General features: G+C 52.8%; 14 protein-coding genes. 4 read left to right on the top strand and 10 right to left on the bottom strand.

The window, feature by feature from the left end; translation table 11 throughout:
* Positions 1-81: 81 nt before the first annotated feature.
* Positions 82-1,155, bottom strand: a complete 1,074-nt coding sequence (locus HMPREF3178_RS04390; RefSeq protein ID WP_004099636.1) for a LacI family DNA-binding transcriptional regulator — start codon at positions 1,153-1,155, stop codon at positions 82-84.
* Between the two features lie 269 nt (positions 1,156-1,424).
* On the opposite strand from HMPREF3178_RS04390, the gene HMPREF3178_RS04385 reads away from it, so the two are divergent.
* Positions 1,425-2,696 (top strand): maltoporin, encoded by a 1,272-nt coding sequence (locus HMPREF3178_RS04385; RefSeq protein ID WP_004099631.1) that lies wholly within the window; start codon positions 1,425-1,427, stop codon positions 2,694-2,696.
* A 122-nt stretch (positions 2,697-2,818) separates the two neighbouring features.
* Here HMPREF3178_RS04385 and HMPREF3178_RS04380 read toward each other — a convergent pair whose 3' ends face one another.
* From HMPREF3178_RS04380 to HMPREF3178_RS04355, 6 genes are all read right to left on the bottom strand, one after another.
* Positions 2,819-3,133 (bottom strand): glucose PTS transporter subunit EIIB, encoded by a 315-nt coding sequence (locus HMPREF3178_RS04380; RefSeq protein WP_004099629.1) that lies wholly within the window; start codon positions 3,131-3,133, stop codon positions 2,819-2,821.
* Between the two features lie 65 nt (positions 3,134-3,198).
* Positions 3,199-5,256 carry a beta-galactosidase gene (locus tag HMPREF3178_RS04375; protein ID WP_004099627.1) on the bottom strand — a complete coding sequence of 686 codons (2,058 nt, stop codon included), beginning with the start codon at positions 5,254-5,256 and terminating at the stop codon, positions 3,199-3,201.
* Positions 5,257-5,287: 31 nt separating this feature from the next.
* Complete coding sequence (locus tag HMPREF3178_RS04370; RefSeq protein ID WP_070585031.1) at positions 5,288-6,490, bottom strand: glycoside hydrolase family 53 protein; 1,203 nt, start codon at positions 6,488-6,490, stop codon at positions 5,288-5,290.
* Positions 6,491-6,494: 4 nt separating this feature from the next.
* Positions 6,495-7,346, bottom strand: coding sequence for a sugar ABC transporter permease (locus tag HMPREF3178_RS04365; protein WP_004099616.1), 852 nt, complete (start codon positions 7,344-7,346; stop codon positions 6,495-6,497).
* Positions 7,347-7,356: 10 nt separating this feature from the next.
* Positions 7,357-8,664 carry a carbohydrate ABC transporter permease gene (locus tag HMPREF3178_RS04360; protein ID WP_004099614.1) on the bottom strand — a complete coding sequence of 436 codons (1,308 nt, stop codon included), beginning with the start codon at positions 8,662-8,664 and terminating at the stop codon, positions 7,357-7,359.
* 55 nt (positions 8,665-8,719) lie between these two features.
* Positions 8,720-9,952: a maltodextrin ABC transporter substrate-binding protein gene (locus HMPREF3178_RS04355; RefSeq protein ID WP_004111035.1), complete on the bottom strand. Its 1,233-nt coding sequence runs from the start codon at positions 9,950-9,952 to the stop codon at positions 8,720-8,722.
* A 353-nt stretch (positions 9,953-10,305) separates the two neighbouring features.
* Here HMPREF3178_RS04355 and HMPREF3178_RS04350 point away from each other — a divergent pair, with 353 nt between their 5' ends.
* Together HMPREF3178_RS04350 and HMPREF3178_RS04345 are read left to right on the top strand one after the other, a co-directional pair.
* Positions 10,306-11,415: an ABC transporter ATP-binding protein gene (locus tag HMPREF3178_RS04350; protein WP_023320456.1), complete on the top strand. Its 1,110-nt coding sequence runs from the start codon at positions 10,306-10,308 to the stop codon at positions 11,413-11,415.
* Positions 11,416-11,664: 249 nt separating this feature from the next.
* A complete protein-coding gene (locus HMPREF3178_RS04345) occupies positions 11,665-13,251 on the top strand; it encodes an EAL domain-containing protein (protein WP_017146483.1) in 1,587 nt (528 codons plus the stop codon).
* Between the two features lie 2 nt (positions 13,252-13,253).
* Here HMPREF3178_RS04345 and HMPREF3178_RS04340 read toward each other — a convergent pair whose 3' ends face one another.
* Positions 13,254-13,526 carry a metal/formaldehyde-sensitive transcriptional repressor gene (locus HMPREF3178_RS04340; protein WP_004099606.1) on the bottom strand — a complete coding sequence of 91 codons (273 nt, stop codon included), beginning with the start codon at positions 13,524-13,526 and terminating at the stop codon, positions 13,254-13,256.
* 166 nt (positions 13,527-13,692) lie between these two features.
* On the opposite strand from HMPREF3178_RS04340, the gene HMPREF3178_RS04335 reads away from it, so the two are divergent.
* Positions 13,693-14,565: a nickel/cobalt efflux protein RcnA gene (locus HMPREF3178_RS04335; RefSeq protein ID WP_070585029.1), complete on the top strand. Its 873-nt coding sequence runs from the start codon at positions 13,693-13,695 to the stop codon at positions 14,563-14,565.
* A gap of 46 nt (positions 14,566-14,611) precedes the next feature.
* Here the strand turns inward: HMPREF3178_RS04335 and HMPREF3178_RS04330 are convergent, their stop codons facing one another.
* Positions 14,612-14,965: a DUF1428 domain-containing protein gene (locus tag HMPREF3178_RS04330; RefSeq protein ID WP_017146485.1), complete on the bottom strand. Its 354-nt coding sequence runs from the start codon at positions 14,963-14,965 to the stop codon at positions 14,612-14,614.
* Between the two features lie 92 nt (positions 14,966-15,057).
* The gene (locus tag HMPREF3178_RS04325; protein WP_017146486.1) at positions 15,058-15,672 is read right to left on the bottom strand and encodes a membrane protein YczE; all 615 of its coding nucleotides are present in this window, start codon (positions 15,670-15,672) and stop codon (positions 15,058-15,060) included.
* Positions 15,673-15,728: the final 56 nt, after the last annotated feature.

Here is a 15,728-nt window from a genome sequence, read left to right as displayed (position 1 = left end):
GAGGCAATTGCAATATCTCTGTGAACTTACACACCCTGAGAATGAGAAGGATGAAAGGGCGGCGAGAGCGCCCTTTGCAGATTAAGGACTTAGCTGATGCGCCAGAGCCCGGAGTTGCTCAGCAATAGACTGCAGATTTTTGCCAGGCTCCGTTTTTGGCCCGGTAGAATGGCGTACAACCAGACGAGCCGGAAGGATAGAAGACGTATGTGATGTTTCGTTATCGCCGCTGTCGAGAATGCGCCGAACGGCCTCCTTCCCTTGCAGATCAAGATCCAGCGAAACCGTGGTTAGCGCCGGGTAGAAGAACGAACTCTCATAAGTGTCATCATAACCAATAACCGACTTTTCTCCCGGAATCGGTACCTGGTGCTGGTGAAATGCGCTCAGTACGCCCAATGCCATCTGATCGTTACCTACCAAAACGGCGGTAAAGTTTGGCGTCTCCCGCAGCATTTGCAGCGCGCCAGCGTAGCCGCTTTGCGCGTCCCAGTTGCCGCGAATCACCGTTACCGGCTCCAGCCCGTAACCCTCCAGGGTTTCTATCCAGCTTTTCAAACGCAGTTTGGCCGATACCGAACTTTCAGGGCCGGCCAGCAACGCGATTTCCCGATGGCCCATCTCATAGAGATACTTGACGCTGGCCCGTGTACCGTCCGCCGGATTAAACGAAACGTTAAACACCGAGCTGTAGGGGTCGACATCTAAAAAAAGACAGACGATGTCATCGTTATCAGCGGCTATTTTTTGGGCCTGTTCAGTCTCCAGCGGCACGTTGATGATGACCTTATCCACCAGTTGAGACTTCAGTTCATTAATAGAGTCCTGGATACTTTGGTTGACGCTCTCATCAATCATGGAGATGAGCACCTGATAACCTTCCACGTTCGCATAGCGTTTTACCGCCGCAGCCACCTGGGATGGGGCATGCAATGCAAGGGAAATTGTGACCAGGCCCACGGTACGACTTTGCTTACCTACCAGCTGTTGCGCCAGGCGGTTCGGGACATAGCGCAGCTCCTCAATGGATTTCTCCACCTTGCTGCGCGTGGCTTTGGATACATTAGCAGATTTGTTCAGTACCCTGGACACGGTCTGATAGGAGACGCCCGCATGGCGTGCAACGTCTTCTAAGGTCGCGCTTTTAGACTTCATGGTCCGGTTCCTTGTGTTGTTATCCCTGAATTGTAACAGGGGCAATGTGAAAAAACGCTCATTGCCGTATTCCTCCTCCAACCATAGCCATAAAAAGTATTACGCTCACAATACTACAAATTGTGAATGGACTCACTTTGCGTAACAAAACCCGCCTTTTTATTTGCAGTTAATCACACTATGGCGATCATTCAATTGCCTGATTTCAGGTTTAGGCATTTTATGACATCGGTTATGTGAACGTAATACAAAACAATAAGAGGATAGACATGAACACTACGCTGCGCACACTTTCCGTTGCGTTGGCCGCTGCGCTGATTTCACCATCCGTGTTTGCTGCTTCCGCCACCCTCCCGGGTATCGACTTTCATGGCTATATGCGCGCCGGGGTTGGGGTCTCCGGCGACGGTAGCCAGGCCGAATGGCAAAAAAATAAAATTGGCCGTCTGGGTAACGAATCTGATACCTACGGCGAGCTGGAGCTGGGATCGGAGGTCTACAAGAAGAATGACGTTAGCTTCTACCTCGATAGTATGGTCAGCATGGTATCTGACGGCTCAAACGATAATGAAACCACGCTTGATGACGATGCGCAGTTCGGCCTGCGGCAGCTAAACCTGCAAATTAAAGGTCTGATCCCCGGCGATCCAAATGCAGTCATCTGGGGCGGCAAACGCTACTATCAGCGCCACGATCTGCACATTATCGATACGAAATACTGGAATATTTCCGGATCCGGCGCCGGGATCGAAAACTATACGCTCGGTCCGGGCGCCGTTTCATTTGCCTGGATCCGCGGGGATGCCAATGACGTCGACTACCGCGTCGATGGCGATAGCAACGTCAATATTAACTATCTTGATTTGCGCTATGCGGGCTGGAAGCCGTGGGCCGGATCCTGGACCGAATTTGGTATCGACTACGCGATGCCGAATACCACTAAAAAGCAGGATACCTACGGCGGACTCTATGATGCTGAAAACGGCGTCATGCTAACCGGTGAAATCAGCCAGGATATGCTGGGCGGTTACAACAAAACGGTTCTGCAATACGCAAACAAAGGACTGGCGCAGAACATGGTGTCCCAGGGGGGCGGCTGGTATGACATGTGGAACTACGTCAATGACGCCACCGGCTACCGCGTTATCAATACCGGTTTAATTCCGATTACTGAAAAGTTCTCTATTAACCACGTCCTGACCTGGGGCTCCGCGGATAACATCACCGATTACACGGATAAAACACGCATGCTGTCGCTGGTGGCGCGCGGGCAGTATCAGTTCACCGAATATGTGCGCCTGATTGGCGAAGTGGGCGGCTTCTACCAAAAAGATAGCTACAAAAATAATACCGATTACAAACAAGCCGGTGAGAAATACACCATTGCGCTGGGCCTGGCCGATGGACCTGACTTTATGTCGCGCCCGGAACTACGAATTTTCGCTTCATACCTGAATGATTCCGAAAATGGTAAGCCGTTCGAAGATCGGACCGCCAATAATACATGGAACTTTGGTGTACAGGTCGAAGCCTGGTGGTAATAGCCGTTTAACTGTTTTATCGCCAACTGTAAAGTTGTTAATTACCCTCCGGTAATGATTATTGCCATTGAATGCCTGTTATATTTTCGGGATAACTCATTATTGCGTTATCCCGTTTTATTTTATTTCCGGCTGGCAAAGTGCTCATCAAGTAATTGCCGTAAAGCATCCGACTGCTTACCGAAAATAGCATGCACCTGCTGCCCCAGGATAATAACCCCAAGCGCTCCCTGCTGCTGTAAGGCCTGAGAATCAACTATCGATAGATTATTCACCGTGACGCGTAAGCGGGTAATGCAGGCGTCAACGTTAATAATATTGCCTTCACCACCAAACGCCTGAATTAAATAATCAATCTGTTGTTGCTCCGCATGACTTAAAGGTACCGCCGCACGAGGCTGCGAGAAGTAATTCAGAAAGGATTTTAAACTCACCATACCAGACTCCTGATTAGCAGATAAAAAAACGCCTGCTCGCAGGAGCAGGCGCGGGGAGAGAAAAATTACGCGCGACGACTGAGGATACGGCAATCCCATGCATTTAAGACCAGCGGCGTATTCAGCGCCGTACCGGTGAGGCAGTCCAGATAGCCTTGCGGCAAAACCACGCGATGCTGCTGCGCGCTGTAGTTTTGCAGGAAAACGTAGGCGGTTTCACCATCCGTGCGTGCGGTCGCTACTACGCCCGGCGGGAAATCAGCCTCAACCGCGCGCGGCAGAGAGAGTTCTTTCATCAGGCTGCAGAAGAAGTCCCGCTGGAAGGCCAGATCGTTGCGCGACGCAACGTGCCATGCCTTGCCATTACCAAAGTGATTGACGGTGACCGCCGGTCTTCCTGCATAAAAATCATCGCGATAGGTAGCCAGCGGCTGCGCGCTTTCAGCATGAATCAGTTCACACAAATGGCGTACCTGGTACGGCCCCTGCAAGCCAGCTTCATTACCCGCCAGCCCCTGTACCAGGTTGCGTTCGCCGTCGTTCAGGCAGTCAATTTCTTCCGCCCAAATGCCCAGCAGTTTACGCAGCGGGCCCGGGAAACCGCCGAGATGGCAGAGGTCGGACTCGTTCACTATCCCTGTCCAGTATGTTGTAACTAAATGACCGCCGTTAGCCACAAACGCTTCGGCGCGTTCGGCAAATCCCTCACGAACCATATACAGCATTGGCGCAATGACCAGTTGATAAGGACTCAGGTCAACGTCAGCATCGATAACATCAACCGCAATCCCCTGCTCCCAGAACGGACGGTAATGTTCGTTGACGGTATTTTCATACTCCATGCCGAGATTACGCGGCCCCTGAGCATCATCCAGCGCCCAGCGATTTTGCTGATCGAAGATAATCGCCACTTTCGCATCCGTCCGGCAGCCCACGACGGCTGGCAGCTGGCTTAACATCTCGCCGAGCTTCGTCACTTCACGGCCCACGCGCGTATCCAGATGACCGACATGATCGATAATCGCGCCATGGAACTTCTCCACCGAACCGCGGCTTTTACGCCACTGAAAATACTGCACCGAATCCGCACCGTGCGCCACCGCCTGCAAAGAGGAGAGAATATGCATTCCCGGCTTCTTAAGCTTACTGGTTGGCTGCCAGTTGGTCGCACTGGGAGTGGATTCCATTAATACAAACGGCTTACCGCCCTTCAGGCTGCGCATCATGTCGTGATACATCGCGGTGTAGCAGGCCAGCGTGGTTTCATCTTTATCGCGATGCCACATGGGGTAGCTGTCCCACGAGATAAAGTCCAGCGTCTGCGCCAGCTGCCAGTAGTCGTAATCGTAGAAATACTCCATGAAGTTGGTGGTCACCGGCAGTTCGGCATTCGCCGCTTTCAGCGGAGCAATCTCATGGCGGCAGAAGTCGGTCACCTGGGCGGTATTAAAGCGATGCCAGTCAAGGTTGAGACCATGAATTGAGACTTCTCCCTGCGGCGCCGGAGATTCGATCTGCGACCAGTCGCTATAGGTGTGGCTCCAGAAGGTACTCCACCAGGCGTGATTGAGATTATCCAGCGTTTCATAGCGCGCTTTCAGCCAGTCGCGGAAACGCTCCTGACACAGGCTACAGTGACACTCCCCGCCGTATTCGTTGGAGATATGCCAGCCCAGCACCGCCGGATGCTGCGCGTAACGTTCCGCCAGCAGGGTATTAATCTTCAGGGTTTTCTCACGATAGACCGGCGACGACATACAGTGGTTATGCCGTCCGCCGTGCAGGGCTGGCACCCGATCGCGACCAACGCGCAGCACCTGAGGATATTTCTGCGACATCCACGCCGGGCGCGCACCGCTTGGCGTAGCAAGAAAGACATGAATTCCGGCGGTATACAGTTTTTCCAGAATACTGTCCAACCAGCCAAACTCAAATACGCCCTCCTGAGGTTCAAGCTTCGCCCAGCTGAATATCCCTACCGACATCACATTGCATTTTGCCTGCTGCATCATGGCAATATCTTTGTCGATAATATCCGGATAATTCTCCCATTGCTCCGGGTTATAGTCGGCGCCATGCAATAGCGTATTAACCTTCGGACTCAAAGGCGCAAATTTTTTCATAATAAACATCCTGAAGTGTAAAACTGAATAATTAATTAAATACCTTCATCGACGGCAATGCTTTTCCCTGGCAATCAAACAGCGCCTGATTTTCCCGGGCATTTCCCTCTTTCCACTCATCGTGGATATATTTCATTCCGGCAGGCGTCGCCCAGGTATTTCCCGGAACGGCAATCCACGTCGGCTCCCAATAAATAATACCTTTACCGCGATGCTGCGGAACATCGGCAACGGCCTGCATTAAGTCGTGAATATAATTATATTGTCCCTGGACGGTGGCGGGGTAACCACCATCTTTTTCTTCTTTCGCCTGGAAGCTATTTTCGGCATTGTCGCAGTTATCCAGGGTATAAGCGTAAGCGGCCTCCACCACTATCACGTCTTTGTTATAGCGTTGGCTGATATCGTCCATATTGGCTTTCAGCGCGCTAATCGGGCCATTCCAGTAGGTATACATCGACAAACCAATGATGTCGTAAGGGACGTTACGCTTGCTGATTTCATCAAACCACCAGCGGAAGGTGTCGTTTTTCGTGCCTTCGGCCAGATGAAGCATAATTTTAACCTGCTCACCGCCGGTGAGATTTTCCTTCAGTCCATCGATGGCGGCATTCAGCAGCCCAGCAAGACGATCGAACTCGCCGCCGCCCTGCCCCCAGCTTTTACCTTCCGGCCACAGCATACCGCCGTTGATTTCGTTGCCGATCTGCACCATATCCGGCAGCACGCCCTCCTGCTTAAAGCGGGCAATCGTGTCGCGGGTATAATCGTGGATCGTGGTTTTCAGCTGCGGATAGTCCAGCTTCTCCCAGGCTTTCGGCTTGAACTGCTTACCCGGATCGGTCCAGAAATCGCTGTAGTGGAAATCAAGCAGCAGCTTCATCCCCTGCGCTTTTGCCCGCTTCGCCAGCGCCAGCGTCGTCGCCAGATCGTTATCGCCGCCGCCGTAGCGCTGGCCTTTAGCATCTTTGGGATCCACCCACAGGCGCAGACGAACGTAGTTCACGCCATCGGCCTTGAGGATCGCGATCGGATCCTGCTGCTGATTGTTGTGATTAAAGAACTTCGCGCCGTGTTTTTCCGCATCCAGCAGCGTAGAGATATCCGCGCCTTTAATAAAATCAGCGGGCATATTGCTAAACGCCTGCGTTTGCAGCGCATCTGCCGCCAGCGTACCGGCGGAAAAACAGCATGCCAGAGAAACAGCAAGCCACGCGGGTGTTAATCTTTTCATGGGGTTATCCTTTTGTACTGCCTGAGGTGAGGCCGGAAACAAAGTACTTTTGTAGCGCCAGATAGAGAATCGCCACCGGGACGGCAATCAATACCGCTCCCGCCGCGTAGGTGGTGTAGCTGGCGCCCATCTTCTGTGCGACCAGGTTATACAGGCCAATCGGCAGCGTGTACTTATCCGGGGTACGCAATATGGTGCTGGAGAGAATGAAATCCCCCAGCGGACCGGTAAATGAAAACAGCGCCACCACCGCCAGAATAGGCTTCGACAACGGCATGATGATCTCGAAAAAGATACGGAAGCTGCTGGCACCATCCATCCGCGCGGATTCATCCAGATCTTTGGGGATCGCGTCCAGATACCCCTTCATGAGCCAGGTATTCATCGGGATCATGCCGCCCACGTAGATCAGTACCAGCGCCAGATGACTGTTGATTAGCCCCAGCAGCTGAGAAAGGACAAAGATCGCAATCAGCGCCGAGAACTGCGGAATCATCTGCAACAGCAGGAACAGCATCAGTCCGTTCTGCCGCCCTTTGAAACGAAAGCGGGAGAACGCATAGGCGGTGAAGCTCACGCTGATTAGGGTCAGAAGCATGGTCATGAAGCTGATTTTCATCGAGTTCCAGTACCAGGTGAGATAATTCACATTGCCGTTGAACAAATCCGCGTAATGCTGGAACGACAGGTTTTCAGGAATAATCGACGTACTCAGCAGACTGTTCCCGGCGTTCAGCGACGCCCCTACCGTCCAGACCAGCGGGTAAATAATGATCGTCGAGACAAAGATGACCACCAGCCAGGTGAGTGACAGGCGAATCCACTTTTCGCGTTTAATACTCGGTGATTTAGCCATGTTGCTTCCCTTACGCCATATCGTCATTTTTAAAGGATTTTGTGGCGCGGAACTGCCACAACGCCAGGCCGACGACGAAAATCGACAGCAGGATCGTAATAGTGGCCGCGATAGCGTATTGCGAAGACGACATGGTGAGTTTGTAGATCCACGACACCAGAATATCCGTACCGCCGGCATTCGACCCCGCCACCGCAGGCCCGCCGTTGTTGAACAGATAGATGATATTGAAGTTATTAAAATTGAAGGTGTACTGAGTAATAATAATTGGCGCAATCGAGTACAGCACCAACGGCAGAGTAATGGTCCGCAGCCGGGTAAACGCGCTGGCACCATCCATCGTGGCCGCTTCATAGAGATCGTCCGGAATCGCCTGCAGTACGCCGGTGGTCATGGCGAAAACAAACGGGAAGCCCAGCCAGGTTTGCATCATGATCAGCGCCGTCTTAGTCCAGAACGGGTCGGTCAGCCAGGCCTTCGGACTGATGCCGAAGAAAGACAAAATGGCGTTGTTAATGACCCCGAATGAATCATTGAACATCCCGGCAAAAACCAGAATCGTCACAAACCCCGGCACCGCCCACGGCAGAATAAAAATCGTGCGGATCATTGGCTTGAAACGCAAATCCTTCTGGTTAACCAGAATCGCCAGCAGCACACCAACGGTGCATTGCAGGGTTGTCGCCAGCAGCGTCCACACCACCGTCCACTGCAGGACATCAAAAAAGGTCGAGCGCCAGATGGATAATGTGAAGATGTTGATGAAGTTTTTGAACCCCACCCAATCGACCAGCTTCGCGGGCGGCGTGTGGTAAAGGTTGTAGTTAGTAAAGGCGATCGCAAAGCCAAACAGAATCGGGAAGATGACCACAAACACCAGCAGAATAAAGCCCGGCGTAATCATCAAATAGGGAAAACCGTCGCTGAGCAGCATCTGATATTGCTTGCGTACGCTGTTCAGCGCCATACCCTCATCGCGCTTTTTACCGTTAATCCAGGCATCGCGCAGCGAGAGGAAATAGACTAACAAACCAAAAGCGATAATCAGCACGCTGATTATTCCTTCCGCCAGCAGGAAGATAGAGTTATCCCGCGGGACTTCTTCGCCTAAGGTGTATAACCCCCACAGGCCTTCGCTGAGAAAGTCATAGAAAATGCTCATAAAACTGCTCAGCAGCACCAGGAAGACAATCCCCTTCAACCACTGGCGGTGATAAAACTGACCAAAACCCGGCACGATAGCCAGCAGCAGGCCGCACCACGCGTGGCGTCCTGCGCCACGCGCTTCGGCAATATTTTCGCTGGGATTGATAATCACACACGACTCCTTCTGAAAACGGGAGGGCCTCCTCCCGTTCTGTTACTTCACCTGATTACTGATTGCTGGCCTGCATGGCTTCGATCTGCATCTTGATCTGCTTCTCGGCGTTATCCAGCGCTGCCTTCGGCTCCTGTTTACCGGTCAGGCTCAGCTCCAGGGCTGCGTTCGCCGGGCCCCATACCTCCCCCATTTCCGGTATTCCTGGCATTGCCGTCGCCCGTGCTGACTGCACCGCCACCGCGCTGGCCTTCTCGTCATTCTTAATCAGCGGATCGTCAATCATTGCCTTCAGCGGCGGGATTTCGCCGGTCGCCACATAGCGTGCTTTCACATACTGAGGCTGGTTAATAAACTCAATAAACTGCTGCGCCAGCGCTTTATCTTTACTCCACGTCGAAACCACGTAGCCTTTCACGCCGAGGAAGGAGCTCATCGGTTTGCCGTCCGGCAGCGTCGGCAGAGGCGCAACGCCATAATTAATGCCTGCCGCTTCGTATGGCTGGAAAGCCCACGGGCCGTTAATCACCGCCGCCGCTTTCTTCTCGGTGAACAGGGAATCGATGGCGTTCAACCCGTTGTCACCGAGGATCCCTGCCGGGAAAACCTTATCGGTATAGAATTTTTTCAGGAAAGTGACTGCTTCCACTGCGCCGGGTTTGTTGAGACCGACATCCTGCGGGTTGAAGCCCCCTTTATCGTTTTTGCCAAAGATATAGCCGCCCATTGGACCGATAGCGCCCCAGCTGTAATAAATCTGGTCGAACTTCGCCAGCAGACCGTATTTCCCCTCTTCGCGCTGCTTCTTCGAATAGTCGAACCACGCCTGCAGGCTATCCAGCGGCTGGTCGATCAGATCTTTGTTGTAAATCAGTACCAGGGTTTCCACCGCTTTAGGTACGCCGTAAAGCACGTTATCCATATGGAAAGCGCTGATTGACGCAGGCGTAAACGCCTCCTGCTTCTCCTGATCCAGAGTCAGTGGAGATAGCAATCCCTGGACAACCGCTCCGCCTAGCTGGTCATTAGGGATCACCAGGACATCCGGGCCGATGCCCGCCGGACCATCAAGACGCAGCTTTTCCAGCTGTTGGGCGTACGGCATCTCCTGCACGTTCACCTTAACGTTGAACTGCTTTTCAAAATCACCGACTGCGGCTTTGATGCCAGCGGATTTTTTGATGTCTTCCCAAACGTTGAGCTGCCCGGCCGCGTGCGCCTGCAGGCTCGTTAGCTGCCCGGCAGCCAGAGTGGTAAGGATCAGTGCAGCAAGAGTGTTCTTTTTCATTATCAACCTCATGTGAAGGTATAACAATTTAATGGTTTTTATTAAGTAATGTGACTTCAGCAAATCTCTTAGCAAGTTGATTAACGGCAGTTCATAAACAAAACATCCGTCATGTTTGATTTGTTATACGCTACGCTTTGAAGGCTGATAAAACTACTGGAAGCTACTCGTTGTGTGATCATCATTGCAGAAATGAAACATCGTTGTATGGCGCTAAAACCGTGGAAGTTATAGTCGCTGCATGATTTTAGTGTCGTTGAGCATCGTTCGGCTGAATTGTTACACGTTATACAAATTCCGCATCGCAGCCCAAATCCCAACGGCAAAAATGGCTAACAATCCGGGGAGTGTTGATGTCCAATATACGACTGAGGAATGTCACCAAACGGTTCGGCAGTACGGTGACGCTGCATCAGGTAAATCTTGATATTGAAGATGGTGAATTTGCGGTGTTCGTCGGCCCGTCCGGCTGCGGTAAATCGACGCTACTGAGGATGATTGCCGGTCTTGAAGAGGTCAGCGAAGGTGAAGTGCTAATTGGCGATGAGGTGATGAATGATGTCGTTCCTGCCCATCGCGGCGTCGCTATGGTATTCCAGTCCTATGCACTCTATCCGCATATGACGGTGGCGGAAAATATGGGCTATGGCCTGAAAGTGAACAAAGTACCAAAAGATGAAATTCGCCGTCAGGTTGAAATGGTGGCGAAAACGCTGCAGCTCTCTCATCTGCTGGATCGTAAGCCTAAGCAACTTTCCGGCGGTCAACGTCAGCGCGTTGCCATCGGCCGCGCTATTGTACGTAATCCACGGGTGTTTATGTTTGATGAACCCCTTTCTAACCTCGATGCCGAACTGCGCGTTGAGATGCGCCTGCATATCGCCAAACTCCATCACGAGCTCAAAACGACCATGGTTTATGTTACTCATGACCAGGTTGAAGCGATGACTCTCGCCGATAAAATCGTGGTGATGAACTACGGCAAAGTTGAGCAGATGGGATCGCCGATGTCGCTGTATTACAACCCGGTGAATAAATTCGTCGCGGGATTTATCGGTTCGCCGAAAATGAACTTCCTTCCCGCGACGGTTACCGCATGGCAGCCGGGCCAGCTTAGCGTGAAGATGGCGCAAGATCATAATCTGACGCTCAATATCACCACCTCACCGCTGCAGCCCGGCGCTGCCGTCACCCTCGGTATTCGTCCTGAACATCTCTCTACCGATGTGAATATCGGTACCGTGGTTGAGTTTCAATGTGAAGTGGTCGAGAGACTGGGTAATAATACCTATCTATTTGGCCAGTGCTACGGCCACGATAACGTCAAAATTCTGCTGCCAGGCGACGTTCACTTTCGCCCCTGGCAGAAAATCAGCGTTGCCTTCGACGATCGCTACTGCATGGTGTTCGACGAAAACGACCTGCGGATTAGCACCGACATCGCCGCGCCGGATGCCCACTAAACGCAACATCTGGCTGTCATGATTGCGCTTTAGAATATGAACCTGTGCTGGCGATGCTTATTGGCTGCCAGCATACCAGCCCTCGTTTTTCTCCGCGCCGTTTACAGCTTCGGGCGTCGCGGATCATCCACTGTTAGCCCGAATTCGCTGCTCTCTCGCGGTTCGGGCCTTTTTATCCCGTTTACCTAATCGTCCTTTTTATCTTTCGCGTATACTCATCGCACCCCTTAATAAATTTAGGAAATGCTCATGACGACCCGGCATCAGGTGAGCCTGGTTACAGGGGTACTGATACTGGCCATTATTTTGCCGGTGGCGCTGAGTATTTGGTTGGCAATGCAGCAGGCCAAAGCGCAGTTTTATACCGGACTGGACAACTTTTCCGTTCGGGTACTGGCTCGCGTTCAGCAGGTAGCCGATCAGGCAAGAGAGGCGCTGAACGAAGCGGATGCCGATACCGCCGCGACCTGCAGTCCGCAGCATCTGCTTAATATGCGGCGGATTGCCTACACCCACCGCTACGTGCAGGAAGTGTTGTGGTTACATGGAGGTATTCCGCAATGCTCTTCTCTTGAAGATCATCGGGTATCAGTAACGTTTCCTGCTCCCGACCATATTACTGCCGACGGCTATCGTACCTGGCTCACCTCGGTTAGCGATCTCGGGCTACAGCATAAAATGACGGCAATGGGCAGCGAACATCATGTGGTGATGATCGATCCGGTTTCATTTATTGATGTGATTCCGTCAGGCCAGGAAGAGATTCACACACTCTTGTTTGGCACGAAGCGCGATCAAATTATCATCAGCAGTAAACCGCTCGACGCCGCCGCCTGGGAGCACATTAAGCGTCTGGATGTCGAAACCTTGACGCTTGATAGCACCGTTTATCGCCTCCGCCGCATCCCTGAACTAGGGCTGGCGATCGCAGCCTGGTCATCAACATTACCGCTCCAGCAAAAACTACATCAACAGCTAATGCTGTGGTTGCCGATTGGTTTATGCACCAGCCTTCTGGCCTCATTCCTGCTTCTTCGCCTGCTGCGAAGGCTGCGCTCTCCGCGTTACGGGATGCTGGACGCGCTGAACTCCAATGCTATACAGGTCTATTATCAGCCTATTATTTCGCTACAGACTGGCAAAATCGCCGGCGCGGAAGCACTTGCCCGCTGGAGGCAGCCTGACGGTAGTTATTTATCGCCGGATATTTTTATCCCGCTTGCCGAACAGACCCGGCTGATAACCCGGTTAACCGAAGATATCGTGCGGAAAATTTTCGCCGATCTCGGAACCTGGCTGCGCCAGCGCCCGGAAGTGCATATTTCGATCAATTTATCTGTCGATGATTTGCGTTCGCCAACGCTGCCGATACTCCTGCAGGAGCAGCTCCAGCACTGGGGTATCAGCGCTCAGCAGATCATCCTTGAAATTACCGAGCGCGGCTTCGTTGACCCGCAAACCACTCTGCCCGTCATCGCCGGCTATCGTCAGGCCGGACACCGTATATCTATTGATGACTTCGGCACCGGCTACTCCAGCCTGAGCTATTTACAAAAACTGGACGTCGACACTCTGAAAATCGATAAATCGTTTGTCGATACGCTGGAGTACAAACCGCTGACGCCGCATATTATTGACATGGCGAAAGCGCTTAATCTGGCGACCGTCGCCGAAGGCGTCGAAACCGAAAGCCAGCGCGACTGGCTGCGCGTTCACGGCGTGCAGTACGCCCAGGGTTGGCTTTATAGCAAAGCGCTGCCAAAGGAGAAATTTATCCTGTGGGCTGAAAACAACCTGAAAGCGTATTCAACGCCGCCTGCGAAAAATACCTACTGAGCCTATTTCAGATAAGATTTAATCACCTGCATGACCACTTCAAGGTCAGCTTCACGCTGGCCTTCTTCCGGCTCTTTGACGACATGATCCGTTAAATGCCCCTGAATAACCTGCATCATCATGCCGTTTACCGCACCGCGAATGGCGGCCAGCTGCTGGAGAACCTCTGCGCATTCATGTTCGCGGTTGAGCATTTTTTCCAGCGCAGCGCTCTGCCCTTGAATTTTCTTCAGTCGGGTCAATAACATCTTCTTGTGACGAACAGTATGTGACATTACGCGCTCCACTCTTTGATGACTCGATCGTTTCCATTAACGACCCCCGTATGTAACAAGGCCAGCATACCATGCTCTACTCCCCGGGAGTATTTTTCTACCAGGGGGTAGTATTTATATACTAGGGGGGAGTAGCATGAGATCACTTTTGGCAAGGGACCACGTTATGAACGATTTCACTTCACTGCTGCAACAGGGGAATGCCTGGCTATTCATTCCCAGCGCGATCCTGCTCGGCGCGCTGCACGGTCTGGAGCCCGGACACTCGAAAACCATGATGGCGGCATTTATTGTGGCAGTGCGCGGAACGTTGAAGCAGGCTGTACTACTGGGGCTAGCGGCGACGGTATCGCATACGGCCGTGGTCTGGCTGGTAGCGATGGCAGGCCTGTGGTTTGGCCGCGGTTGGGATGCGCAAACGTCAGAACCCTGGTTTCAGCTGATCTCAGGGATCCTTATTGTGCTGATTGCCTGCTGGATGCTGCGGCGTACCTGGCTCGAATCTCGTACACACCAACGCGATCGTGATCATAACCATAACCATAACCATAACCATAACCATAACCACGACCACGACCACGACCACGACCACGACCACCATCATGCACACCATCATCCGCATCAACACCATCCTCACGCGCATCCGCTGGTGGCCACCGCAGAGTGGCAGGACGCCCATCAGCGCGCGCATGCGGAGGAGATCAACCGCCGCTTTAACGGACAGCGGGTCACCACCGGACAGATCGTTTTGTTTGGGCTGACGGGCGGGCTAATCCCCTGCCCGGCGTCAATTACCGTATTGCTTATTTGCCTCCAGTTGAAAAAGGTTTCGCTGGGAGCCACGCTGGTGATGAGTTTTAGCGTTGGGCTGGCGCTCACCTTAGTGGCTTCAGGCGCAATTGCCGCCCTGAGCCTGAAGCACGTCGCCAACCGCTGGCCGGGACTAAACGATCTCTCACGGAAAGCGCCGTGGATTTCCGGTGCGCTGATTATTGTGGTGGGTTGCTATATGCTGCTGCACGGCTGGCGTAATCTGTAGGGCTTCTATCGCCATCCCCACCGACTATGGGGATGGCAAAGATGAATTACTCATCGAGGAGCGGGGAAAACCCGCCGTATATCATTCGTTTTCCATCAAATGGCATATTTTCGCCAAACTCTTTCATCCGCGGGTCAGCCATCATTTTAGCGTTGGCGGCATCGCGCGCCTCTTTAGAGGGGTATTCAATCCAGCTGAATACCACCTCTTCATTATCTTCAGCTTTTACCGCCAGACGAAAATCGGTCAGCTTGCCATCCGGGACATCATCCGCCCAGCACTCGACAACGCGTAGGGCGCCAAACTCTTTAAATAGCGGCAGCGCCTTTGCCGCCATCGCGCGGTATACCTCCTTATTTTCCGCCGGTACGGCAACAACAAAACCATCAACGTACTTCATGAGTATGCTCTCCGAAGTGAACAGTACCGCCGGACAATCCGGCCGTATCTGCAGTGATAAGTTTAGTCTCCAGCGCGGATAGCAGCTTAATATCAGGAGATGGCCTCGCCCGGTTTCGCCAGCGCCTTACGTGCAGCCGACTGATGAAACCACGGCAGGCAGAGCTGAATCAACGGCCCAATGGTTATCGCATAGAGTACGGTTCCCACGCCAAATTTGCCGCCCATCATCCAGCCAATCAGCAGAACGGAAAGTTCAATCGCCGTGCGAATGCCGCGCAGCGACCATCCGGTACGTGCATGCAGTCCGGTCATCAGCCCATCGCGCGGACCGGGGCCGAAACCTGCGCCAATATACATTCCCGTCGCCAGCGCATTCAGTACGATAGCCCCAGCCAACAGCAGGCTACGCGCCACCAGCGATTCTAACGGCGGCAGGATAGCCAGAGTGGCGTTTGCCGCCAGGCCCAGCACAATCACATTGCTTACCGTGCCCAGCCCCGGCATTTGTCGTAGCGGGATCCACAGCAGCAGCACCGCCGCGCCCGTCAGAATCATCACCGTTCCGAAATCAAGATTGAACTGTTTGCCGATCCCCAGATGAAAAACATCCCACGGATCGGCCCCCAGATTGGCATGAACAAACAGCGCGGTCGACACGCCGTACAGGACCAGACCAATATAAAGTTGCAGCAAGCGACGTACCATTTTCCACCTCAGGACAATTGCGATTCCCCTCATCATCAGTAAAAATGGATTGATAA

Origin of the sequence: Klebsiella sp. HMSC09D12 (assembly GCF_001808475.1) — a bacterium.
Classification (GTDB): Bacteria; Pseudomonadota; Gammaproteobacteria; order Enterobacterales; family Enterobacteriaceae; genus Klebsiella; species Klebsiella oxytoca.
Note: the sequence above shows the minus strand (reverse complement) of the source record. Positions and strands in the feature narration are given on the sequence as shown.

Bases quoted from the DNA above. Each gene is read 5' to 3' on its own strand.
- HMPREF3178_RS04340 (WP_004099606.1), bottom strand. From the start codon at position 13,526: ATGTCACATACTGTTCGTCACAAGAAGATGTTATTGACCCGACTGAAG.
- HMPREF3178_RS04370 (WP_070585031.1), bottom strand. From the start codon at position 6,490: ATGAAAAGATTAACACCCGCGTGGCTTGCTGTTTCTCTGGCATGCTGT.
- HMPREF3178_RS04390 (WP_004099636.1), bottom strand. From the start codon at position 1,155: ATGAAGTCTAAAAGCGCGACCTTAGAAGACGTTGCACGCCATGCGGGC.
- HMPREF3178_RS04325 (WP_017146486.1), bottom strand. From the start codon at position 15,672: ATGGTACGTCGCTTGCTGCAACTTTATATTGGTCTGGTCCTGTACGGC.
- HMPREF3178_RS04380 (WP_004099629.1), bottom strand. From the start codon at position 3,133: ATGGTGAGTTTAAAATCCTTTCTGAATTACTTCTCGCAGCCTCGTGCG.
- HMPREF3178_RS04385 (WP_004099631.1), top strand. From the start codon at position 1,425: ATGAACACTACGCTGCGCACACTTTCCGTTGCGTTGGCCGCTGCGCTG.
- HMPREF3178_RS04350 (WP_023320456.1), top strand. From the start codon at position 10,306: ATGTCCAATATACGACTGAGGAATGTCACCAAACGGTTCGGCAGTACG.
- HMPREF3178_RS04365 (WP_004099616.1), bottom strand. From the start codon at position 7,346: ATGGCTAAATCACCGAGTATTAAACGCGAAAAGTGGATTCGCCTGTCA.
- HMPREF3178_RS04375 (WP_004099627.1), bottom strand. From the start codon at position 5,256: ATGAAAAAATTTGCGCCTTTGAGTCCGAAGGTTAATACGCTATTGCAT.
- HMPREF3178_RS04345 (WP_017146483.1), top strand. From the start codon at position 11,665: ATGACGACCCGGCATCAGGTGAGCCTGGTTACAGGGGTACTGATACTG.
- HMPREF3178_RS04330 (WP_017146485.1), bottom strand. From the start codon at position 14,965: ATGAAGTACGTTGATGGTTTTGTTGTTGCCGTACCGGCGGAAAATAAG.
- HMPREF3178_RS04335 (WP_070585029.1), top strand. From the start codon at position 13,693: ATGAACGATTTCACTTCACTGCTGCAACAGGGGAATGCCTGGCTATTC.
- HMPREF3178_RS04355 (WP_004111035.1), bottom strand. From the start codon at position 9,952: ATGAAAAAGAACACTCTTGCTGCACTGATCCTTACCACTCTGGCTGCC.